Origin of the sequence: Glutamicibacter sp. NPDC087344, from assembly GCF_044744225.1 — a bacterium.
In the GTDB taxonomy this organism is placed as follows: domain Bacteria; phylum Actinomycetota; class Actinomycetes; order Actinomycetales; family Micrococcaceae; genus Glutamicibacter.
In genome coordinates, this window is sequence record NZ_JBIUXY010000001.1 from 352,766 (window position 1) to 374,066 (window position 21,301).

Annotated in this window: 20 protein-coding genes and 1 pseudogene; 8 read left to right on the forward strand and 13 right to left on the reverse strand. The window is 59.3% G+C overall.

The features are described 5' to 3' along the window. Positions 1–44 precede the first annotated feature (44 nt). A complete protein-coding gene (locus tag ACIOWL_RS01525; protein ID WP_400380792.1) occupies positions 45–800 on the reverse strand; it encodes a TVP38/TMEM64 family protein in 756 nt (251 codons plus the stop codon). A gap of 379 nt (positions 801–1,179) precedes the next feature. On the opposite strand from ACIOWL_RS01525, the gene ACIOWL_RS01530 reads away from it, so the two are divergent. Beyond that, entirely contained in the window at positions 1,180–2,313 is a 1,134-nt protein-coding gene (locus tag ACIOWL_RS01530; protein ID WP_400380795.1) for an LLM class flavin-dependent oxidoreductase, read from the forward strand. Next, a complete protein-coding gene (locus tag ACIOWL_RS01535) occupies positions 2,297–2,755 on the forward strand; it encodes a MarR family winged helix-turn-helix transcriptional regulator (protein ID WP_400380797.1) in 459 nt (152 codons plus the stop codon). The genes ACIOWL_RS01530 and ACIOWL_RS01535 overlap by 17 nt, the downstream gene beginning before the upstream one ends. A 293-nt stretch (positions 2,756–3,048) precedes the next feature. On the opposite strand, the gene ACIOWL_RS01540 is transcribed toward ACIOWL_RS01535, so the two are convergent. Beyond that, the gene (locus ACIOWL_RS01540; protein ID WP_400380799.1) at positions 3,049–3,525 is read right to left on the reverse strand and encodes an SRPBCC domain-containing protein; all 477 of its coding nucleotides are present in this window, start codon (positions 3,523–3,525) and stop codon (positions 3,049–3,051) included. A 110-nt stretch (positions 3,526–3,635) separates the two neighbouring features. After that, complete coding sequence (locus ACIOWL_RS01545; protein WP_400380802.1) at positions 3,636–4,145, reverse strand: GNAT family N-acetyltransferase; 510 nt, start codon at positions 4,143–4,145, stop codon at positions 3,636–3,638. 208 nt (positions 4,146–4,353) lie between these two features. On the opposite strand from ACIOWL_RS01545, the gene ACIOWL_RS01550 reads away from it, so the two are divergent. Beyond that, complete coding sequence (locus ACIOWL_RS01550; RefSeq protein WP_400380805.1) at positions 4,354–5,556, forward strand: D-alanyl-D-alanine carboxypeptidase family protein; 1,203 nt, start codon at positions 4,354–4,356, stop codon at positions 5,554–5,556. Between the two features lie 90 nt (positions 5,557–5,646). Here ACIOWL_RS01550 and ACIOWL_RS01555 read toward each other — a convergent pair whose 3' ends face one another. Further along, positions 5,647–6,846: a DUF726 domain-containing protein gene (locus ACIOWL_RS01555; RefSeq protein ID WP_400380807.1), complete on the reverse strand. Its 1,200-nt coding sequence runs from the start codon at positions 6,844–6,846 to the stop codon at positions 5,647–5,649. An 86-nt stretch (positions 6,847–6,932) separates the two neighbouring features. Next, a complete protein-coding gene (locus tag ACIOWL_RS01560; protein ID WP_400380809.1) occupies positions 6,933–7,292 on the reverse strand; it encodes a hypothetical protein in 360 nt (119 codons plus the stop codon). A gap of 211 nt (positions 7,293–7,503) precedes the next feature. Here ACIOWL_RS01560 and ACIOWL_RS01565 point away from each other — a divergent pair, with 211 nt between their 5' ends. Continuing rightward, positions 7,504–9,033, forward strand: coding sequence for an MFS transporter (locus tag ACIOWL_RS01565; protein WP_400380811.1), 1,530 nt, complete (start codon positions 7,504–7,506; stop codon positions 9,031–9,033). Next, positions 9,020–9,607 carry a TetR/AcrR family transcriptional regulator gene (locus tag ACIOWL_RS01570; RefSeq protein WP_400380814.1) on the forward strand — a complete coding sequence of 196 codons (588 nt, stop codon included), beginning with the start codon at positions 9,020–9,022 and terminating at the stop codon, positions 9,605–9,607. Before ACIOWL_RS01565 ends, ACIOWL_RS01570 begins: the two co-directional genes overlap by 14 nt. Here ACIOWL_RS01570 and ACIOWL_RS01575 read toward each other — a convergent pair. From ACIOWL_RS01575 to ACIOWL_RS01595, 5 genes are all read right to left on the reverse strand, one after another. Then, positions 9,604–10,746 carry a cysteine desulfurase family protein gene (locus ACIOWL_RS01575; RefSeq protein WP_400380817.1) on the reverse strand — a complete coding sequence of 381 codons (1,143 nt, stop codon included), beginning with the start codon at positions 10,744–10,746 and terminating at the stop codon, positions 9,604–9,606. The genes ACIOWL_RS01570 and ACIOWL_RS01575 overlap by 4 nt on opposite strands. Next, a complete protein-coding gene (gene nadC, locus ACIOWL_RS01580) occupies positions 10,743–11,648 on the reverse strand; it encodes a carboxylating nicotinate-nucleotide diphosphorylase (RefSeq protein WP_400380820.1) in 906 nt (301 codons plus the stop codon). Before nadC ends, ACIOWL_RS01575 begins: the two co-directional genes overlap by 4 nt. After that, a complete protein-coding gene (gene nadB / locus ACIOWL_RS01585) occupies positions 11,645–13,333 on the reverse strand; it encodes an L-aspartate oxidase (RefSeq protein ID WP_400380823.1) in 1,689 nt (562 codons plus the stop codon). Before nadB ends, nadC begins: the two co-directional genes overlap by 4 nt. Continuing rightward, positions 13,330–14,625 (reverse strand): quinolinate synthase NadA, encoded by a 1,296-nt coding sequence (gene nadA, locus ACIOWL_RS01590; RefSeq protein ID WP_400380825.1) that lies wholly within the window; start codon positions 14,623–14,625, stop codon positions 13,330–13,332. The genes nadB and nadA overlap by 4 nt, the downstream gene beginning before the upstream one ends. Before the next feature lie 77 nt (positions 14,626–14,702). After that, a complete protein-coding gene (locus tag ACIOWL_RS01595) occupies positions 14,703–15,506 on the reverse strand; it encodes an NUDIX hydrolase (protein ID WP_400380828.1) in 804 nt (267 codons plus the stop codon). 309 nt (positions 15,507–15,815) lie between these two features. On the opposite strand from ACIOWL_RS01595, the gene ACIOWL_RS01600 reads away from it, so the two are divergent. Both ACIOWL_RS01600 and ACIOWL_RS01605 read left to right on the forward strand, forming a co-directional pair. Beyond that, positions 15,816–16,820 carry an HNH endonuclease gene (locus tag ACIOWL_RS01600; protein WP_400380831.1) on the forward strand — a complete coding sequence of 335 codons (1,005 nt, stop codon included), beginning with the start codon at positions 15,816–15,818 and terminating at the stop codon, positions 16,818–16,820. 262 nt (positions 16,821–17,082) lie between these two features. Next, a pseudogene (locus ACIOWL_RS01605) lies at positions 17,083–17,923 on the forward strand (IS630 family transposase); the annotation flags it as partial. A gap of 48 nt (positions 17,924–17,971) precedes the next feature. On the opposite strand, the gene ACIOWL_RS01610 reads toward ACIOWL_RS01605, so the two are convergent. After that, complete coding sequence (locus ACIOWL_RS01610) at positions 17,972–18,850, reverse strand: hypothetical protein (RefSeq protein ID WP_400380834.1); 879 nt, start codon at positions 18,848–18,850, stop codon at positions 17,972–17,974. Positions 18,851–19,344: 494 nt separating this feature from the next. Continuing rightward, positions 19,345–19,548 (reverse strand): hypothetical protein, encoded by a 204-nt coding sequence (locus ACIOWL_RS01615; RefSeq protein WP_400380836.1) that lies wholly within the window; start codon positions 19,546–19,548, stop codon positions 19,345–19,347. A gap of 178 nt (positions 19,549–19,726) precedes the next feature. Between ACIOWL_RS01615 and ACIOWL_RS01620 the strand changes: the two genes are divergently transcribed. Beyond that, positions 19,727–19,978, forward strand: coding sequence for a hypothetical protein (locus ACIOWL_RS01620; protein ID WP_400380838.1), 252 nt, complete (start codon positions 19,727–19,729; stop codon positions 19,976–19,978). 378 nt (positions 19,979–20,356) lie between these two features. Here the strand turns inward: ACIOWL_RS01620 and ACIOWL_RS01625 are convergent, their stop codons facing one another. Continuing rightward, positions 20,357–21,298 carry an IS110 family transposase gene (locus ACIOWL_RS01625; protein WP_400380841.1) on the reverse strand — a complete coding sequence of 314 codons (942 nt, stop codon included), beginning with the start codon at positions 21,296–21,298 and terminating at the stop codon, positions 20,357–20,359. Positions 21,299–21,301: the final 3 nt, after the last annotated feature.

The following is a 21,301-nucleotide window of genomic DNA, read 5'->3' on the forward strand; positions in this document are numbered from 1 at the left end:
CGCGTGGGAACTCTTGTTATTAACCTTTAGCCTGGTGATTGCAGCTACGATTCGGCCTTGCTCTGCCGTCTCCAGCGCAGGTACGCCCAGATGGTTAGGGTGGCCACCACAATCCAGGCGCAGACGACAACAGCCCCGTGGAAAAATGACGGAACAGCAATAAAGGCACCGATGGCAACCAATGAGAGTTGGCCGGGAATGACAGACAGTGCACTGGCGATCAGATAAACCCGTTGAGATACCCCGAAGGCTCCGCTTCCATAGTTAACCGGCCAGTAGGGGACGCCTGGCATCACACGTAAAAGGTAGACCGCAAGGAAACCACGGGATTCGAGTTTTTCTTCAACGGTGGGTGCATGCCGGCCCATGAGTCGACGTACGGTGACCTGACCTAGAAGCCGAGCGAGCCAGTAAGCCGCCCAGCTACCGAGCATCACCCCGACCAGCGCGAACGCGGTGCCTTCAAAAACACCAAAAAGCAGCCCAAACGCTATGGCCATAATGGTCACGGGAATGGGTGTGATTGCCACCAAGGCATACAGTCCAATAAATCCGAGGATTGCGGTCCAGCTGGTTACATCGACGCTTTCACGTATCTGCTGGATCGAGGGCATGTGCACATTGAGCACCAGCCAAAGCATCAACAGAAATACGATAATCAAGAGCCCATTGCGCAGATAGTTTCCCCATCGAGGGGTCACTACGTCGGCTGGTGCCGCCGCGAGTTGCCCAGCGGGGGCGCCGTCATCTTCCGGGCCCACGGGTCGCTGAGCGAACTCTGGATCTTGGGTGTCTTCCACCTGCACATTCTATAGCGAGGCCACAGTCCAGCCCACCAGCATGACTATCCCGAGCATTGCTCAAGGGTATTTCCCTAGCGACCAAGAATCCATCGGCGATCTTCAATTTGATGGTGAACATGCTGACGATTGTTGCGGGCCAACGGCCACTTGAACTTTCGCTCAGTGGAATCGCTGAGAAAGTGCTCAAGTTTCTCACTCAGATTATTCGAGCATTCTCTAAAGGATCCGTTGTCTCGTGGCCGGCGGTGACGTCTCTCCAAGCGACGATGATCCTGGAACCCCAATAAGATGATTGACACCTCAACTTGTTTTTACATGCATATGCATGTAAGTTAGAGGCAAGGACACAGTGAGCCTTAACAAACTAGGAGTGGAAATGCAGTTCGGAGTTTTCTCAGTCAGCGACATCACCCGCGACCCAACTACCGGTTACACCCCAACCGAAAAAGAACGTATTGATGCCGAGGTAGCGATCGCCAAGAAGGTCGAAGAAATCGGCATGGATGTATTCGCCATCGGAGAGCACCACAACCGGCCGTTCTTCTCCTCATCCCCGACCACCACCCTGGCCTACATCGCGGCACAGACCGAGCGAATCATCCTCTCAACTGCTACCACGCTGATCACCACCAACGACCCGGTAAAAATTGCTGAAGATTTCGCAATGCTCCAGCACCTGTCAAATGGTCGTGTGGACTTGGTACTGGGTCGCGGCAATACCGGTCCGGTGTACCCATGGTTCGGCAAAAATATCCAAGACTCGGTGAACCTGACGGTGGAAAACTACAACCTGCTCCGCCGCCTGTGGGACGAAGACGTGGTGGATTGGGAGGGACGTTTCCGCTCGCCGCTGCAGAACTTCACCTCAACGCCGCGGCCACTAGATGATGTAGCACCTTTCGTGTGGCACGGTTCCATCCGCACCCCTCAGGTTGCCGAAATTGCCGCCTACTACGGTGATGGGTTCTTCGCGAACAACATTTTCTGGCCAAAGGAGCACTACCAGCAGCTCATTGGCCTCTACCGCGAACGCTACGAGCACTACGGCCACGGACGTGCCGACCAGGCAATCGTTGGACTCGGCGGCCAGTTCTACATGGCCAAGGACTCCCAGCAGGCAGTCAAGGAGTTCCGCCCGTACTTCGATAACGCTCCGGTTTACGGCCACGGTCCGTCACTGGAAGACTTCACCGCTCAAACTCCGTTGACCGTTGGTTCGCCGCAGCAGGTATTGGAGAAGACCCTGAGCTTCCAGGAATACTTCGGCGACTACCAGCGTCAGTTGTTCCTGGTGGATCACGCGGGCCTGCCGTTGAAGACCGTACTGAACCAGTTGGACATGTTCGGCGAGTACGTGCTTCCCGAGTTGCGCAAAGAAATGGCATCTCGTGCACCAGCCGACCTGACACCTGCACCAACACATGAGGGACGCGTGACAGCTCACAAGGCTAAACTGGAAGCCGAGCTTGCCAACATAAAGGAGCCAGTACTCAGTGACCGGGACCAGTAGCACCCCTGCATCATTGAAGGTCGCCACCGACGCCTGGGAAGCACTCTTCCGGGCGCAGGTGGCGGTCATGCGGCAGATCACCGCCTTGCCGGAGTTCTCCAAGCTGTCGATGCGCGAATACGACGTGTTATTTAATCTGCGCACCTGCCCCGGCGGCAAAAGCCGCCTGGTGGACCTGAATCGCCACCTGTTGATTTCTCAGCCAAGCCTGAGCCGAATGGTTGTCCGGCTGGAGGATCAGGGATTGGTAACTCGTGAACCAGATCCGGAGGATCAACGCGCTACCCAACTCTCCCTGACAGCCAAAGGGTTGGAACTCCAGCAGCAAATTGGCCGAGAGCACGTCAAACACCTCTACGGCCTCTTGGGCACGGCACTGAGCGAAGAAGAGTTCCTGGAACTGAATCGGCTCAGTACCAAGCTGCGCGCCGCAATTCAATAACGCCCACCCGCTGCTCCGGGATCAGCCAAGGAAATTTCCGTGCCAGACCCCGGAGTTCGGGTTGTGTCCGTGCGACCGGTCGGAAACATCGGCCGCTACTGACTACTCACGTTTCTGGCCGGAAGCTTGAAGCTAGATTTTCGGTTTCCTTCCTGCCCCAGATCATTGCCGGGGACACCCCAAACAAGGTTTGGTTATTGTTCTCGCGCAAATGATCATCAAAAAATCGCCTGGCCAACGCAGCTCCGCGCTCAGGCAAACAGCGGTTCGCGGTGGGCAGTGGATCACCAAGGCTACTTGTAAAAACCGTCGCGCAAGTTGATCCCGTATTCCAGCCAGGCTTTCATCGCGGCAAGCATTCCGGTCCAGCCTTCGCAATTGCCAAACGCCGCTTTAGCGCCGTCGGCGTCAACCTGCCATCCGGTTTCGGTGATTGTCACCTTGGTGCGAGTACTCTCTTCCAGCGATTCAAAGTCGAACCGCACGGTATTCCAACCATCTTCGCTTGACGTATTCGCACCTTGCCACCCCACCACAAGGTAATTCGGAGCCTCAACGTCAATCACACGCACTTCAAAGACACCGGGGAAGTCGTGGAAATCCCACGTCACCTCGGAGCCCACTTCCAAGCGGCCCTTGGCCCCGCCCGTCGTAAAGTAATGCGACAGCTGCTCGGGATCAGCTACGGCCTCATACACCTGCGTACGGGCCTTGGCAATGATTCCACTGACGCTGAAAGACAGTTCTTGCAGGGGCTGGTCCTCGCTCATGATCCTTTTGTACGCCTCCTGAGCCCTACGGGCAAGAGGTCACCAGCTCAAACCCCAAATTATCGGTCAAAACTGAAGCGGCCAAAAACTTCACTGATCCGACGGTAAGTTCAGCAACCGAAGGGTTCAGCGTAGCGGTAGTTCCCCGTTGGAAGTGACGCAGCGTCGAAAACCCGAACCATAAAGTGTTCACCCCACGCTGGATCACTGGGATAAATCCCGCGTTCGGAGGAGGTCTCATAGCCGAAACGATGGTAGTAAGCCGGCGAGCCAAGCAGCACGATTCCGCTGAGATGCGCTTCCTCGGCCCGATCATGAATATGTTGCATGAGGATCGATCCCACCCCGCGGTGCTGGTACTCGGGTGCCACGGCTATCGGCCCGAGACCCAGCAGTGGCCGGCCTTCAACCTGCCCCCAGGTGGCAATCACGTGTCCAATCACGGCGCTACCGTCCAAGGCCACCAGCGAATACCTCGAATCGTAGGCATCGCAGTCGAACAGTTTTTGGAGCAGACCAACTTCTTCTGGTTCCACCATCGGGTCCAGCCCGGCAAACGCGGCATGTGTCACCGCGTAGACCGCGGCCCGGTCATCATAAGATTCTGGACGGATCTGCATGATGGCAAAACTACCAAATCAGGCAGGGTTGGGACAATTCAATGGTCACTTGAGCCCAGTTCTTCGCCGTCGTCTGACCTTTGATGGCCTAGCGCCGTAACAGCGGGCAGCGAGGGCCACGATCCCAGAAAAAAGTGGTTGATTGTTGCCCGGCTCAAGTGGTGCAATGGGTGGCACGTCATACTCCGACTGTCGCAGGAGTCCTATTATGTTGATTCATGGTAAATCTAGGTCAGCAATACCGTCTCTGATTACTGCCGCGCTTATTGCCGCATCATTGCCCTTCGGCGCCGCGCAAGCGTCAGTGATGGCACCGGCCACAACTAGTTCTTCGGATTCAAGGGCCAGCGTCTTGGTGCACTCCCCCGACATGTTGAATCAAACGGCGATTCCGGCCGCCCAACGCAAAATCAACCGAGATCCACAAAGCATTTCGGTATTCGTCAACAAAAACTACCCGCTCAGTCCCAAGAAGTTCGTGCCAAAAACCGTCGCGGTGTCCGGAACAAATGTCAGACTTCAGCCAGAGGCGGCCAAGGCTTACTCCAAGATGGTGAAAGACGCTAAGAAAAGCGGCGTCAAGATCGCAGCGGTCAGTGGCTACCGGTCCTATGCCCGCCAATCCGAACTGTTCAACCGCTATACCAAACTCTACGGAAAGACCTACGCATCGCGGATCTCTGCCGTGCCCGGGACTAGTGAGCATCAGACCGGCCTTGCAATTGATGTCGGCAACAGCAATGGTGCCTGCGGACTTCAAAGCTGTTTCGAGAAGACTCCGGTCGGGAAATGGGTAGCCACAAACGGATATAAGTATGGATTCATCTTGCGATACCCCAAGGGGCAAGAATCCGCGACCGGTTACGCCTATGAACCATGGCACTTTCGATATGTCGGATCGTCCCTGGCCAAGGACTATCGCAACTCGGGTGCACGATCGTTCGAGGCCTATTACGGTCTCACTGGAAGTGGTTCCACCTCGAAAACCAACAAAGTCGGGAAAGGGACAGCGAAAACCACGGTCAACCTGAACCAACGCTCCGGCATCGGCACCGGTAAAAAGATCATCCAAACCATCCCCAAGGGTAAAACTGTCAAGCTCACCGGATCGGTAAAATCCGGCTGGTACCAGGTCACCTACGGCTCCAAAACAGGATGGGTCTCGGGCACCTATCTGAGCAACATCTCAACGAAGAAATCCACACCGCAAAACAGTTCTACTTCTAAGGCGAAAACCAAAACGACCACGGCGAATCTCAACCTGCGGGCCGGTGCGAGCACCAGTCAGAAGGTCCTTTTGACCATCCCGAAAGGCAAAAAAGTTGTTGTTACCGGAGCCGTCAAAAGCGGTTGGTATCCCGTGAAGTACGGTGGCAAATCCGGATGGGTTTCTGGCAAATATTTGCGGTAGCCAGGTGGCACGAAAGCCTAGGATCCCGCGGCCTACCCCAGGATGAGGATAAGCCGCGGACTTTGGACCCTGGATTCTTGGATCGAAAGCCTAGGGCGTCTGGCTGTCTGCGGTTTCGTTCAGTTTCACACTCGCGTGGTAGTCATGATGGGTTGCAACACTCTCCGATACATCAACGTTGAGGAACTTGCTCGACGCTGGTCGAAACCCAGCCAGTCCGGCCGCGGTTTGCCCGCCTTCTGCCGCAAAATAGATGATCTTCAGAACGTTGTCTCTGGACGAATGGTAGTTGTAGATCTTGTCATCTACCGCATCGGTCAGTTCTCGCCAATCGCTCGTGGCACCGATCGCTGCGCCAAGCAAATGCATCGCTTCGATCCGCGGGCCGCGCGGTTTGGTGCTTAGCGTCTGGGCGGCAACAACCATTGCCCGTGCACCCAGGCTATGGCCGATCAACACATAGGATTCTTCCTCGGTTCGCGCCAGGAGGTCAGCCAGAATTGCCCCGGTTTTCTCCGCGCGGTTTTTGGCTACGTGCCATGGGTTTTTCGCCAGGTCAGCGGCGAGCAAGGCCGGAGCAATGGGGCCAAGTTTTTTACCGGCGGTCTTCGCCGCCTTCAGTGCTACCTGCTTCACCGCTGCGGCTCCCACCGGGTTGGCCGCAGCTTTGCCACCAAGCACCGCCAGGTTCTTCAGTTCCTTCGCGCCCCAATGAACTCGATAAACGGGAGAATCTGGATAGCGATCGGTCACCAGCTCTTTCCATTCGCCCCACCCTTTGCCTGATTGGCTCAGGAATCCGTTACAGACGACAACCGGTGTCCCGCTTCCTCCGCGAAGCATTTCAATATGGAAGGATTTGTCTTCGCGCACGTAGGCGTTGGTCACGGTAGCGCCGAGGACTCCCCCGACGGCCGCACCAACCCCGGTGACCACCGCCGTTCCTCCGGCCATTCCCAACCCTCCGGCAGCCAGGGAGCCGCCACCCAAGGCAGCCAGGCCCCAACTCGTTGCAGCGGCGCCCGAATATCCGCCAACGAGCACTCCGACGGCCCCACCGACGGCGGAAGCGGCAAGGAACGCCAGCGGGGTGACTAGTGCGACCCCTGCGCCAGCCAGACCCACCATTTTGGCGGTCCTGGCAAGATTCTGCTTGTCGTAGGCCAGAAATTCTTCGTAGTCATTCAAGGCTTCCATCTTCCGGTCCGCCTTTTCGAAACCGGTGATTTCGTGCAGGTGCTCGGCGCAGTAACGTTGAAGGCTGCCGATACCGTGGTTGCGTACCGCCATGTTTTTGCACCCGAATCCAGCGCACGGGGTTGTTGGTGAACCGCATGACTTACAGAGATATACGGGGAATTGCCCAAAGGAGCGGTTCACCTTGAGGTGGTTGTGGTGGCCGAAACAGGCAGAGCACCACCCTTGCCTGATTTCCTCGGATACGTTGTCGGCAAGTTCAGCGATCCACTGGGCAGTTTTTTGAAGTTATCCGAACGTTTAGCTGCCTGCTTCTGCTCTGTCGCGTCTTCAAGGCTGATCGACTCATACTTGGAGACGGCAAAGGCCCACGCATTACGCACCAGTGCGACGTTACTGGATAGCTTGCTGTCATCGATAGCGGGGTCAACGTCGTTGTTTGTCCCCTGCAGCGTTAGCTGCTGACCCGATGCGGTGGAGAGAACGCACAAGAGCCGATCTCCGTCTAGAGCACGGGCAACAATCTCAGGATTCTTCATGGTTTAAATCATCACATGTGGTTTTGGCCGTCACCGTCAGAATTTCAATCATTACAACTGAACTGGACGTGAAGAGTCAGCCAACAGCGAGTATGGGATTCTCGACCCAATATTCACGCTAAGTCCGGTTGTCGTTATGCCAGACGCCCTCTCATCAACAAAAAACCAAACGTACTTCATAACGAACCAAATAGTTTGTTAGTATTTTTTCGTGACCTCAAACTTCTCCGCAGAACCGCGCGCCGGACGCAAAGAATGGTCGGCACTGGTGGTGCTGATCCTCTCCGTGACACTCTTGGCCATCGACGGCACCGTGCTCTACATGGCGGTTCCGGCATTAACCGCAGACATTGCCCCCAGTGCCACCCAGATCCTATGGATCGGAGACATCTACTCCTTTGTGCTGGCCGGGTTCTTGGTCACCATGGGCAACGTCGCCGACCGCATCGGCCGCAAGAGACTGCTGATGATCGGCAGCATCGCGTTCGGTGCCGCTTCGGCCATCGCCGCCTTCGCTCCCAACGCCGAGGTGCTGATTGCGGCCCGCGCACTGCTGGGTATTGCCGGCGCAACCATCATGCCTTCGACCCTGTCAATCATCCGCAACGTGTTCCACCACCCGATTGACCGTTCCCGCGCGATTGCCATTTGGTCAGCCGGGGCCATGGCCGGCGGCGCCGTGGGCCCGCTGGTCGGCGGGGCGTTGCTGGAGCACTTCTGGTGGGGTTCGGTCTTCCTGATCAATGTGCCGGTCATTGCACTGATTGTGATCCTCGGCGCCAAACTGCTGCCAGAATCCAAAAACCCCGACGCCGGACGGATCGACCTGGTCAGTTCGCTGCTCTCCGTGCTGACCATCATCCCGGTGGTTTACGCCATCAAACACGTCATCAGCGACGGGTTGGACGCCACGGTGCTCGCAGCGCTGGTGATTGGCCTGCTGGCAGGGTTTGTGTTCATCCGCCGGCAGCGACAGCTCACCACCCCGTTGGTGGATATTTCATTGTTCAAGATTCCCGCCTTCAGCGGGGCGGTGGCCTCCAACGCGCTGTCCATCTTCGCGTTTTTCGGGCTCTTGTTTTTCTTCTCGCAGTACCTTCAGCTGGTCCGCGGTTTTTCACCGTTCTGGGCGGGTATGGCCGAAATGCCAGCCACCATCGCCTCGATGCTGGTGGTGCTGCTGGTTGGAGCGGCGCTCTCCCGGCTGGGGCTTGGCCGAGCCATCGCCGCAGGCCTGTTGATCGGCGCCGTGGGCCTGGCCGCGCTGGGACTGAGCGAAGGCCTGGAGAGCTACATCTGGCTCGGGATTTCCTTGGCCATCATTGGCCTGGGCACCGGCCTGGCCATGACACTCTCCACCGATGCAGTGGTCTCCGCGGCTCCCCCGGCACGCGCCGGCGCGGCCTCGTCCATCTCCGAAACCGCCTATGAGTTGGGTATCGCCCTGGGTATCGGGGTGCTCGGTTCGTTGCAGACCGCCCTGTACCGCTCAAGCCTGGTGGTCCCGGCGGGAACCGACCCGACGGTTTCCGAGGCCATGAATGAGTCCCTGGCCAGTGCCGTCAACGCGCTGGAACCGGGCGACACCGACCTGCTGAGCCTGGCGCAACACGCGTTCACCCACGGGATGCAGGTCACCGCCTATATCGCCGCGGTGCTGCTGGTGCTCTCCGCAGTGATTGCCTGGCGCCTGATCCCTTCCACCCCATCGACCAAGGCTGATACCCATGTCGAACACTAAATCCGCTACCGGCCACGAAGCCGAACGGCTGGCCACCCGGGACAAGGAACGCACCCGGCGAGCGCTGCTCGATTCGGCTATCGAACTTTTTGCAGCCCAGGGCGCCGGGGTCAGCCTGGCGGAGATTGCCTCCCGTGCCGGGGTGTCCAAGGGAGCGTTGACCCACCACTTCCCCAGCCGCCACGAGCTGGAACAGGCGACGCTGGCCGAGGGCGCCCAGCGCTTCTGGGATGAAGTCCATTCACATGTGGACCTGTCGGAAAACCGGCCCGGCAAATTGTTGCGCGGCTACGTCAGGGCGCTCACCGCGGACAGCGAGCTGATGCGACAGCTTTTCTCCTCCTCCTACCTCATGCAGCTCTTCGGCAGCGAGCAATCGCAGCACAATATCTTCGAGCAAGATGCAACCTCGTGGCGCGAAGTTTTTGCCAACGACGGCATAGCTGAGGGGACCTCGCTGGCGGTGCGTTTTGCGGCCGAGGGGTTGGCGGCATCGATTGGCTCCCCGTACCTGAACCCCCGGGAACTGGAACTGGCCCGGCGCCGGCTCTTGGAGCTGAGCGAAATCGGTTAATCCAAGAGCCGGGACAGGGTGGCAATGGTGGCCGCGGCGACCTGGCTGACTTCGTTTTCCTTGATCCCGCGGCCGAAGGACAAGCGAACCGCCGTGTGGGCGAGCTCCGGCTCGTACCCCATGGCGGTGAGCACCGGCGACGGGTCGGTGGAGCCGGCCGCGCAGGCCGAACCCGAGGAACACAGCACCCCCTTGCGTTCAAGTTCAATCAGGACGGTCTCCCCTGCTGTTTTGGGGAACACAAAGGAGACGATCCCGCCGATCCGCTCGGTTTCGTGGCCGGTGAGTTTGACACTTCCGGGGTATTCGGCCTCCAGCGTCGATACGATGCGGTCTATCAGATACCTCCCGTAGCCTTCCCCGAGACCTTCAAGGCGCTGCTGGGCGCACGCCTTTAATGCTACGGCCAGGCCCACCGCGGCCGCCGGATTTTCGGTGCCCGAACGCATCCCGTCCTGCTGGCCCCCGCCGTGCAGCAACGGCACAAAACGGTGCCGGGAGCTGAGGTACAGCATTCCGCTGCCTTTCAGCGCACCGATCTTGTGCCCGGAGATGCTCAAGGCGTCCACTGCGGCCGCCAGCGGTGCGAGGTCCAGCCAGCCGGCGGCTTGCACCGCGTCGGTGTGCATCAGCGCCCCGGCCCGGTGGGCCAGCTCTGCTAGCTGGATTACCGGCTGAATCGTGCCGACTTCGTTGTTCACACTCATCACCGACACCACGGCGACCTTGTCATCAATCAGCTTGGCGGCCTGCTCGAGGTCCACCAGACCCTGGTCGCTGACCGGGATCAGGCGATGGGTGAATCCGTGGAATTCCACCAGGTACCGGCAGGCTTCAAGCACCGCTGGGTGTTCGATGGCGCTGCTGACCACTACCCTGCCCCGCGGATTGGCCAGGGCCCCGCCGATCACCGCGGTGTTGGCCCCTTCGGTGCCGCCGGAAGTGAAATAAACTTCCTCGGCCGCCACCTGCAGCGCTCCGGCCACCTGGGACCGCGCCCAGTTGGCGGCACGGCGGGCCTGATGCCCGGCCTCATGGTGCGAGGAGGGGTTGCCGAAGTCGCGGGTGAGCAACGGCGTCACCATATCCAGCACGTCCTGGCGGGGCGGAGCGGTGGATGCGGCGTCCATGTAGATCATGCGACTACTATATCGAGGCCCAGGTCAATGGCCTGCACCGAGTGGGTAATGGCACCGGAGGAGATGATGTCCACGCCGGCCTCGGCAATGGCGGTGACGGTATCCGGGCTGATGTTGCCGCTGGCCTCGACGATGGCCCGTCCGGCAATCAGCGTGATGGCCGCAGGGATCTGCGCGGCGGTGAAGTTATCCAGCATGATGACATCCACCCCGGCCGCCAGCACGGCAGGGATCTGCTCGATTGAATCAACTTCCACTTCCATGGCGGTGGTGTGCCCCAGGGAGGCGCGCACCGCGGTGAGCGCGGCGGTGAGCTCGGGACCGTTGGGAAACAGTGCCAGGTGGTTGTCCTTGGCCATAAATGCCTCGGAGAGGTTGTCCCGGTGGTTCACCCCTCCTCCGCAACGCACCGCGTAACGTTCCAGCACCCGCAGCCCCGGAGTGGTTTTGCGGGTATCGGCAATACGCGCCGTGGTGTGCGCCACCAGCTGCACCAGCGCCGCGGTGGCTGTGGCGATGGCGCTCATCCGCTGCAGCAGGTTCAGGCCCACCCGTTCGGCGGTGAGCACCGAGGCAGCCGGCCCGTCAACGGTCAGCAAGACCTCCCCGGCGGTGAATCCCTGGCCTTCCTTGACCAGTTGGACCACGTGGATCTGCGGGTCGATGAATTTCATGGCGCGGGCGAAAACCTGCCCGCCGGAGAGCACGCCTGCCTGCCGGGCGCGCACTTGGGCCGAGGCCCGGGCGCCGAGCGGCACAATGGTATCCGCGGTCAGATCCCCGCGGGGGTTGTCTTCCGCAAACGCGAGGTCCAGGATTCGGTCGATGGCGGCCACCGGGACCGGGCGGACCTGGGTTGCCGCCGCGGCGGTGGTTGTTGCGGTGTTGAGTGTGGTGTTCACGCGTTCAGTTCCTTGCTCACTTCTGCGGTTTTCAGATCGGTGGTGTCCAGGGTTTCGCGGCCGAATTCAGCACGCTCGGTGGCGCCAAGCACCCAGCCGTAACGAATGCCGGCATTAGGTGCGGTGCCAGCTGGTGACGGGTTGCCAGGCTGCGCGTCAACCCGGTGATGCGCCCCCAGGCTTCCGGTGCGGGTGAGTGCCCCGGCACAGGCGGCCCGGGCGGTGATCCACAGGTTCTCCAGCTCGTGTTGGGCGCGCGCCGTTTCGGCGACCGGGGCGCTGCGGGAGAGCAGCCCGGCCAGTTCGCCCAAGCCTCCACCGGTGCGGTGAACTCCCAACCGGGCGCTGGCCGCGGCCTGCAGGCCGGCCAGTTCCAGCGGCGCTTGCGGGTCTGCCGGCGGAAGTTCGGACACCTGCAGCCCGGTGTCTGAGGCGCAGGCGCGGGGGTGGTCTTCCATCATGGCTTGAACCGCGGCACGCGCGAACACCATGGCCTCCAGCAGCGAGTTGCTGGCCAGCCGGTTGGCCCCGTGCACCGTGGTGTTGGCGCATTCCCCGGCGGCGTAGAGTCCGGGCACCGTGCTGCGTCCGGCGGTATCCGTGTGGATGCCGCCCATGGCGTAATGCTGGGCCGGAACCACCGGGATCGGGTCCTTTGCCAGGTCCAGCCCGGAGGCGGCCAGGCGTGCGGTGATCGTGGGGAAACGCCGGGCAAGGAAACCTGCCCCGCGCTCCTGTTCCACCCCGCGCGCGTCCAGGTACACCCGGTGCCCGGCCACCAGTTGTTCGTGGATGCCGCGTGCCACCACATCCCGGGGTGCCAGTTCGGCATCCGGGTGCACCGCGAGCATAAAACGCGCGCCGTCCTCGGTGGTCAGCACCGCGCCTTCGCCGCGCACCGCCTCGGAGACCATTCCGGCCTGCGGGTACAGCTGGGGGTCCACCAAGGTGGGGTGGAACTGGATGAATTCGGCATCCGCGATCACCGCGCCGGCCCGGGCGGCCAGCCCGATCCCGTCGGCAGTTGCCCCCGCGGGGTTGGTCGTGGCGGCATACAGCTGTCCCAGCCCGCCGGTGGCCAACAGCACCGCACCGGTGCGCAGCCGCGTGCGTCCGGCAGCCGAAAGGCAGCTGACCCCCGCCACCCGCTGGTCCTCGAGCAGCAGCCCGGTGGCCAGCGTGTGCTCAAGGACCTGCAGCTTGCCCTGGGCTTGCAGGGCACGCACCGCGGCGCGCAGCGCGGTGATGAGCCCGGCCCCGGTGGCGTCCCCGTTGATATGCAGGATTCGATGCGCGCTGTGCGCGGCCTCCAGGCCCAGCTGGTACCCGCCATGCTCGGTGCGGTCGAAGTCCACCGCGTGCGATTCAAGCATCTGCACCAGTTCGGCGGCGGATGCGCACATCATCTCCACGGCCGCCGGCCCGCAGTGCCCGGCGCCGGCGGCCAGGGTATCCGCCACGTGGGCCTGCACCGAATCCCCGGCGGCGATGGATTGCACGGTGACCGCGCTCAACCCGCCCTGGGCAAGTTCGCTGTTCGAATCCCCCAGCGCGTCCTTGGTCAGCAAAACCGGGTGCGCCCCGGCGGCCGCCGCCTGCAGGGCGGCACACAACCCGGCCACGCCGGATCCAACAATCACCAGCCGGTGTTCACCACCGTGCGGGGTTTGGCGGCCGGTAGTCATGGACGTGCGGCCAGCATCCGCTCAAGGGCGATCTTCGCGTCCCCCTGCTGTTCGGTTGGCACGGTGATGCGGTTGACCACCCGGCCGGCCACCAGCTCTTCCAAGACCCACGCCAGGTAGCCCGGGTGGATCCGGTACATCGTGGAGCACGGGCAGATCATCGGGTCCAGGCAGAAGATGGTGTGCTGCGGGTACTCGGCGGCCAGCCGGTTGACCATGTTGATTTCGGTGCCGATGGCGAAGGTGGTTGGTTCACTCGCATCGGCAATCGCGCGGCGGATGTAGTCGGTGCTGCCCGCTTCATCCGCGGCGTCCACCACCTCCATGGGGCATTCGGGGTGCACAATGACCCGGACACCGGGGAATTCCTGGCGTGCCTTGGCAATTTGCGCCGGGGTGAATCGTTTGTGCACCGAGCAGAAACCGTGCCACAAGATGACCTTCGCTTCCTGCAGGGTGGTTTCGGTGTTTCCGCCCAGTTCCTTGCGCGGGGTCCACATGGGCATCTGCTCCAGGGGCACACCCATGGCCTTGGCGGTGTTGCGTCCCAGGTGCTGATCGGGGAAAAACAGCACCCGGCGGCCGCGTTCGAAAGCCCATTCGAGCACCGTGGCGGCGTTGGAGCTGGTGCACACCAGTCCGCCGTTGCGCCCCACAAATGCCTTCAGCTCAGCGGAGCAGTTCATGTAGGTTACCGGAATGACCGGCATCCGGCCGTCGTCTTCCTCGTCCTTGTACAGCTCCATCAGCTCATCCCAGCAGCGCTGGACGCTGGGGCCGTCGGCCATATCCGCCATGGAGCAACCCGCGGCGAGGTTCGGCAAGATGACAGCCTGGTCCTCGCGCGAGAGGATGTCCGCGGTCTCAGCCATGAAGTGCACCCCGCAGAACACGATCGCTTCGGCCGCGTCGCGGGTCAGCGCCGCGTTGGCCAGCTGGAACGAGTCGCCCACAAAGTCCGCGTACTTCACCACCTCGTCGCGCTGGTAGAAGTGGCCGAGGATCACCGCCCGGTCCCCCAGCGTTTTTTTGGCCGCGATGATGCGTGCGTCGAGGTCTTCGTCGCTGGCTGTCAGGTAGGCCTGCGGGATGGATGCCTGGGCGGGGTAACCGGCAGGAATCTGATCATCCTGCGAGGCGCCCGGGCCGTATCCACCCGGGGTATCCCACGGGCTGGCGGCCAGGTCCTGTGAACAGGTGGACTCGGTGGCCAGCAGGTTCAGCCGCGCGATGGTCTGCGCGACCGATCCTGTCTTCGTGGCGTTGGTTGCCTCGGAAAGTTGGGTGCTCATGGTGTTCCCCTTTCGAGCTGGGGTTGGTGTGTGGGTTTTAGAGGTTTGTGGTTTCGGGCCGCGACGGCCGAGGGGTGTTATTCGCCCGCTGCAGGCTCGGCGTGCACCAGGTTCAGCCGCGGCGGGCTGACCAGCAGCGGGTCGACCTGCAGCGGGTCGACCTGCAGCGGGTCGACCTGCAGCGGATCCGGACCGTGCCCGACGTAGCGGTAGAGCCGCGGCGGGCGGTGTTTACCCCCGGCTAGGTACTCGTCGGTCGCCTCGATGCTCGCGGTGGAGTTCAGCGTGCGTCTGAAGTTCGCTGGATCCAGCCGGCGCCCGAGGATCGCTTCATACACCCCGCGCAGGGCCGCCAGGGTAAAGCGGTCGCCGAGCAAGCGGTGGGCAATCTGCCCGTACTCGGTTTTGTTGCGCAGCCGCCACAGCGCATAGTCGACGATTTTGCGATGGTCGAAGGCCAGCTGGGCGACCTGCGGGTCATCCACGTCGAACCAGGCGACGTTCTCGTCTTGAACCGCGGTGCCGACCTGCTCGGAATGCAAGAGGGCGAAGTAGGCGATGGTCACCAAGCGGTGGGTTGGCGACCGGTCGATATCCCCGAAGGTATAAAGCTGTTCCAGATAGGTTGGCCGCAGTCCGGTTGTTTCTGCCAGTGTGCGTCCGGCCGCCTGCCCCAAGGATTCACGCGCCCCGACCGGCCCGCCGGGTAGCGCCCAAAGACCCGCGTGGGGCTGGCGGATGCGGCGAACCAGTGGCAAACACAGTTTGTCCGGGCCGCCTTCGCTGCCTTCACGGATCCCGAGGATCACGGTGGACACCGCGAGGGTCGGCGGCAGGTTGCGCCGTTCCTCGACATTTGCCCATTCAGGTACCGATGACATGATCCACGTTCTTTCGTTGCTACTCTCGGGGTGCCGGGCACCGCCGAAGATTTGGTTAGAGTCATTCTGACATTAACTACTTCGCGATACTACACCCATAACAAGCAAGCGGTGCCAACCCACCGGGCTGGCACCGCTTATTCCACATTGCTCAGGTCAGTTATTTTGGCACCTGACTAGAATCAATTCCCTCAACTGTCGCTCTGTGCGGGTTCCTTGGGATCCGTCGAAACATTCCGGGTTTTTCCTTTAAGCTTGAATCAAGTTCAATGGAATGATTGTAATCACAGCTACTCGAGAAGAAGGACCATGCCCAAACCGCTCTACATCACTCTGCTCATCTTGTTGCCACTCACCCTTGGGCGAATTACGGATAATGGGGCCGTCACCTTATTCACGCTCGTACTTGTTCTGATCTCCAGTCCAATCATCTGGAAGATCAGAAAAGATCGCTATTTCAATTCGGAAGAATTCCAGGCGCTACGGGCCGAGGTTGCCGGTGTGGTGGCCGAACACAATGAGGTCGTGAACTACGTGGCCGAGATCCGTTCTCAGGGCTCGTTCGAGCTGGGTGTCTCCTCCACTGGTAACTACGCACACTTGGCGAAATTCGAGAACACCTCGGCCTGGAACAACCGGCGCGACCGCAACGTGGCCGAATATGAGCCGCACGTGCACAACGCATCCCTTCAGGTCGTCCGCAATGCCAGCGTCGACCCGATCAAGTACCTCATGAAGTACTTCTCGATCAAGGCTGACCAGGCGACCCTGGCCGACGTCCAGCGTGTAGTCGAGGACATCTCGCGGTTGGAGGAAGCCGTAGCCAACGTGAAGGAACGCGAGGCGGCAATCACCGCGAGGATTAATCCGCCCGCCTTCATCCTCAAGCGCTACGCCGAGGCGTTCTGGAACCAGATCGGTGTCCACCTGTCACCAATCACTGTGCCGTATGCGAGCTATAAGTTCCAGTACACCTCAGCAGGAGGCAACAGCAGTCAGTCGACAAGCATTGAACTCGATTCCCCCACCCTCGAGGCACTGTCAGCGACGCTCGTCGAGAAGATCCGCTGGGCAAAGTCAGCGGCCGGTCAGCGCGCGCTGATGACCGTGCGACTGCGAACCGAAATCAAGGACCGCGACAACTACACTTGCCAAAACCCCGAGTGCGGTATTTCGGTGGCCGCCGAGCCCCACCTATTGCTCGAAGTTGACCACATCGTGCCGGTGTCCAAGGGTGGGCTCAGCACGCACGACAACCTCCAGACGCTCTGCTGGCGTTGCAACCGTAAGAAGGGTGCAAAGGTGGTCGCATAGCGCATGCGGATACGCTGACCTAGTGGGTGTCGGGCTTGGACCGGCGCGAATAGATACGGAATCCCCTCGGCCGGTGCCGGGGGATTCCGTGTTTCAGGTAGCCCAAACGCTCGTCTCATGGGGAGCACTTGGCTGCCCTCTGGCGCATTTTGGGTCCCACACCAACGGGGTATCCTCGTGCCAGCAGCGTCACATAGGCTCGGAATCCTCCCGGAAGTCGCGCTGGTTCACTTTGTCCACGGCATCGCCCAGCGCCTCGCGCTCCCAGTTGACAGGTTCAGAATCTCGAAGCGGCCGATGTGCAGCCACAGCGTCATCAATGCGCGCTCGGTGTTGCTCGGCTGGTCAGACGGTGACTCAGGTTTTATCCCAGCCGCCAGGTGGTGAGTACCTCCCCGCCCAGTACTAGGATGTTCCAAAGCTAGCGTCTTGGCCCTCCACCACCTTCAATGATGAGTATGCCTCAGCCACGTCCTACCAGTTCCTCTTACGCATGGCAGGCCTAACGTTTTATAAACCGGAGGGCTTTGATCGGAGGCGAGCCGATACCAAGGTCATTAACCGGCAGAGCAAGGAAACCCGGGACGAACTGGTCGGACCGTTGCCTGACCCTTACACCATGGTGTTTGCTGCCGATGAGGTGCGTATCGATCAGTAAGCGGTGATTCGGCGAGCCTGGTACGAGAACACGAAAACCGTGGTGAAAGTCGACCGGCTGAAGGCCTCCCAGTCGCTTATCAGATTCCTCTACCAGAGCACCGGCCAGTGCACGACGTTGCGGTTGGATTGGCAGAACAGCGAAACGATCTTGGGAGCGGTGCAGACGTTGGTTGGGTTGCATCCGGGAAAAACTGGTAATTGTGTGGGATAACACCTCATAGCACAAGAACAAGCTGATTCGTGCTGAACTCGCAGCAGGGCAGACGCTGCAAGATGTGCATCTAATCAATTTTTCGCCCTACGCCCCTGATCATAACCCGATTGAGCATGTGCGGAATGATGCCAAGAACGCGATCAGTAATGTTCAGCGTGATGATTTTGAGTCGACGGTGGCCGCGTTTGAAGCTCATATTGGTTCGTGGGTTTTTGAGTACAAGATTTGAGGGTTAGGTTCTCCGCTTTTGAAAAAAGAGAGCCATATATGCAATGGATTAGTTTGTGTCTTTAGGTTCGTTTAGAGTGATTGGTGGTTTGCTTCCGTAGTTGAATGGAGCTTCCGATGAATATCTCTGCCTTGAAACGGAGAACCAATAGCTCTGCAAGGAACCTTGGGCGTTGATTGCTTCACGATAGGCAAACTGCTCCTGGAACTCTATGGAATATTTATTATCATCTCCGTAATCATAGCTGACATCATAATGTACGACTTTACCAACTAATTTCCCATTGTAGGGATCATTGAATGTGTCCATGCCGTCAGTATATTCGTATATATTAAGGCTACCCACCTTCATTTCGTCACTGCTATAGGCTAATGTGCCAAACTCCTCTTTATACCCTCCAATGCCGTGCATTGTGTCATTGTTAGGCATTGCTAAGGTATCAGCGAGCATGATAGCAATCTCTTCGTTTCGCTCTGCGCTTGTATCGAGAGCGAGTTTTTTGACAGCAACATATCGCGAGTAAAACCATTCCATCATCTCTTCACCGTCTTGATTGATGCCGGCTACTCCCTCGACACCGTTCGCAGCAAAGAACTCGTCACCAACGATAAGTTTCTCATTAATGTCCATTGAATCCCAGTTTGCAAATGCCTCGTAGTCGACATTCATTTTCTCGTGCTTGATTGTATTATCATCAATACCATCGGTGAAGTAGAGCGTGTTACTCGGTGTTTCGAGGTCGCTAGGTAGTGGAATTGGACCAAGTTCACCTAGCTCACTGGAAGTTGGAGTACTGCTGTCGGTCAGAGCTTCAGAGGAGGTCGGCAAAGGTTCCGGTTCAGCTTTCCCCTCCCCTCCGCAGGCAGCCAGCAGAATGCATGAAGCGAAAAACAGACTGAGCGCAGGTAAATGAGTCGCGCGATTCATTGAGCATCCCCATATCCACAAAATTTGCGAGTTGATCCATTTCTATAGGTAAATCAGGATGATGGCAAGGAATTTTCGAAACAGTTACAAGGTTGAGACTGACATAGTTCCTTCACCTTGCGAAAAAACATAGAACTTCATTTGCACAGACCGGTTTAGCGGGTACCCGATTATCCATCGGTAGACGCCGTTCACCGTCCTCTTTCGAGTAATCAGAATTGGGTCGATGTCCTGGTTGACGTCACCGTCGAACATTCGACCATACAATTTGTATGCAAACGCTCCACCAAACGTCATGTCCGACGGAGTAAAGAGGACCTGGATCACGATGGGACCATGCGTCGTGATATCCCACGTCGCCGCGGAGTAGATTCGATTCATTACGATACTTGTCGATCCTCTGCGCTGCGCCGACTTTATTTAAGCAGCCGTAGCCATGTTGTCAATCAGAGCAGCGATAGGCTCTCCGCTAGGTAGGATCTCCCGGACACTCACTATGCAACCTTCACAATGCTCAGCGTGCATTCATCCGTAGTAAGCGCCTGGGCATGGAACGCCAGCCACGTGCCTTGCTCGGCAGACAGGTGCAAACTCCATTTCGAGACGAAAGGCACGATTGCCGAATAGAGGTTGAAGGTACTTCTCTTCCGGCGAGATGGTAACGCTATTCCGCCCTCACGGAACTGCAAGAATGCCATTGACACCCTGTGCCTCCTGCCCTGCGACAGCACACACGTAAGCATCGAATGCGGCGCGGCCTATGTGACACCGCCCAGGTATCTGCTGCACTACACAGGACATGGAATTTCCATACTGCCTCGTTGAATCCCCAGCAAACCCGATTCGCGTCGCTGACAACAACGCAGTCATCTAGCCATGGGAACCCAACCGCAATGGTCGAACACCCCATATTCCCGCGCCCCGTTGAGGCAGTCCCGAAGCCTTGTTCCCACGAACTGCTGCATCGCGGGCCAGGGCCAGCCCCACGCACCGCAGCAGGTCCATGGAATCTTCACCCCTAGGGACGTGGAAGCACGGCTGCTGAACAACACGGAAATGCAGCGTGAAGTTATTGGCCTGATCCGTGGTGGCGTTCATCGGACCGCCGGCAGGACCAGCAAGCCGTAATCGGAGTACCCTGTCGGCGAAAGGCGACGGTACCCAGTAGCCGGATGTAGCCGGAACAGCCGTACCAACTCGCCCTACTCGGCACACGATCTCAAGACCACGCAGTTCTGTCGCAATGTAGAAGATTGATTTGTTGTTTGGATCACCAAAATCGTTCACGTAGGGTGCTTCAGTCCAGTTCGTGCCATTGGAGGATGTGTAAAGAGTAATCGCAAGGTCAGTCAGTGGGTACGTCTGATGCTTGGCAGTCATAGTCAGTTCGAACTCAGCACCCTTAATCATGTAGGGGGTTCCTGTCGGCAAACGGCCAGACCAGGCAAACTCACCATCGTTTCCTATGATGTAGTACCTAATATTGCGCCCCGTCACGGCATTGACCTAAGCCATGGACTGATTACGCGTCTGGTAATAATCAGGCCCCAGCTCCCTATACACCTCACCGTAGGACAACATGCGCCAAATCGCTGCGAGGATCGTATGCTCAATGGCCACCAACGCCCGACTGCCACCACGGCACGGATACAACCGTCTAAACCGTGCGGCCAAAAACGTGTTCTTCTGCCGGGTCGCGTTCAACGCCGCCGTGCTCAACGCGGCCTTCAAATACGAATTACCTCCCCGGGTATGCGAGGATTGGCTGCGTCCTGCCGATTCGTTCGGCCCCGGGCAGACACCCGCCCACGGGGCCAGATGCGCCGCGTCGGGCAAGACGCTCATATCCACTCCGATCTCGGCAATGACCACCTCAGTAGACGTATCCGAAAGCCCCTGGATTGTGGAGATCGACGAGGCTGCTTCACAAAAAGGGGTCATCGCGTCCTCGATCTGCTCATCGAGTTCTCTGATCATCACATCCAGGCCGTCAGCCTGCTTCAAGAACAAACGCATCATGAATTCGTGACGCGTGGTGAACCTGCCCTCCAGCGCGTCGATGAGATCCGGGATCTTCTGCCGCAACCGGCCCTGAGCCATGTTGGCGAGCAGCTGAGGATCAAGATGCCCGTCCACCGGGGCATCGAGCATGTTCCTGGCCGAAACACCGGTTAATGAGGAAACCACCGCAGAAATTTTGTTCCCGGAGGACTCCAAGAATTTTTCCATCCGCTGATAGACCTTGGTGCGGTCATGCACCAACGAGGAACGGTTGCGGGTCAGGTCCCGCAACTGTCTGATCGGTTCGGGCGGGATGAACGAACCAATCAGCAAATTATGTGCGGCCAGCTGCGCCAGCCAGGTCGCGTCGTTCACGTCAGTTTTCCGTCCCGGCATGTTCCTGGCTTGTTTCGCGTTGATCAGCATCACCGGCAGTTGGCCCTCCATCAG

What these genes read in the sequence shown, in the direction of transcription:
- ACIOWL_RS01530 (WP_400380795.1), top strand. Translation starts at nt 1,180, where the DNA reads ATGCAGTTCGGAGTTTTCTCAGTCAGCGACATCACCCGCGACCCAACT.
- ACIOWL_RS01540 (WP_400380799.1), bottom strand. Translation starts at nt 3,525, where the DNA reads ATGAGCGAGGACCAGCCCCTGCAAGAACTGTCTTTCAGCGTCAGTGGA.
- ACIOWL_RS01545 (WP_400380802.1), bottom strand. Translation starts at nt 4,145, where the DNA reads ATGCAGATCCGTCCAGAATCTTATGATGACCGGGCCGCGGTCTACGCG.
- ACIOWL_RS01550 (WP_400380805.1), top strand. Translation starts at nt 4,354, where the DNA reads ATGTTGATTCATGGTAAATCTAGGTCAGCAATACCGTCTCTGATTACT.
- ACIOWL_RS01555 (WP_400380807.1), bottom strand. Translation starts at nt 6,846, where the DNA reads ATGGCGGTACGCAACCACGGTATCGGCAGCCTTCAACGTTACTGCGCC.
- ACIOWL_RS01560 (WP_400380809.1), bottom strand. Translation starts at nt 7,292, where the DNA reads ATGAAGAATCCTGAGATTGTTGCCCGTGCTCTAGACGGAGATCGGCTC.
- ACIOWL_RS01570 (WP_400380814.1), top strand. Translation starts at nt 9,020, where the DNA reads ATGTCGAACACTAAATCCGCTACCGGCCACGAAGCCGAACGGCTGGCC.
- ACIOWL_RS01575 (WP_400380817.1), bottom strand. Translation starts at nt 10,746, where the DNA reads ATGATCTACATGGACGCCGCATCCACCGCTCCGCCCCGCCAGGACGTG.
- nadB (WP_400380823.1), bottom strand. Translation starts at nt 13,333, where the DNA reads ATGACTACCGGCCGCCAAACCCCGCACGGTGGTGAACACCGGCTGGTG.
- nadA (WP_400380825.1), bottom strand. Translation starts at nt 14,625, where the DNA reads ATGAGCACCCAACTTTCCGAGGCAACCAACGCCACGAAGACAGGATCG.
- ACIOWL_RS01595 (WP_400380828.1), bottom strand. Translation starts at nt 15,506, where the DNA reads ATGTCATCGGTACCTGAATGGGCAAATGTCGAGGAACGGCGCAACCTG.
- ACIOWL_RS01600 (WP_400380831.1), top strand. Translation starts at nt 15,816, where the DNA reads ATGCCCAAACCGCTCTACATCACTCTGCTCATCTTGTTGCCACTCACC.
- ACIOWL_RS01610 (WP_400380834.1), bottom strand. Translation starts at nt 18,850, where the DNA reads ATGAATCGCGCGACTCATTTACCTGCGCTCAGTCTGTTTTTCGCTTCA.
- ACIOWL_RS01615 (WP_400380836.1), bottom strand. Translation starts at nt 19,548, where the DNA reads ATGGCATTCTTGCAGTTCCGTGAGGGCGGAATAGCGTTACCATCTCGC.
- ACIOWL_RS01620 (WP_400380838.1), top strand. Translation starts at nt 19,727, where the DNA reads ATGGGAACCCAACCGCAATGGTCGAACACCCCATATTCCCGCGCCCCG.
- ACIOWL_RS01625 (WP_400380841.1), bottom strand. Translation starts at nt 21,298, where the DNA reads ATGGAGGGCCAACTGCCGGTGATGCTGATCAACGCGAAACAAGCCAGG.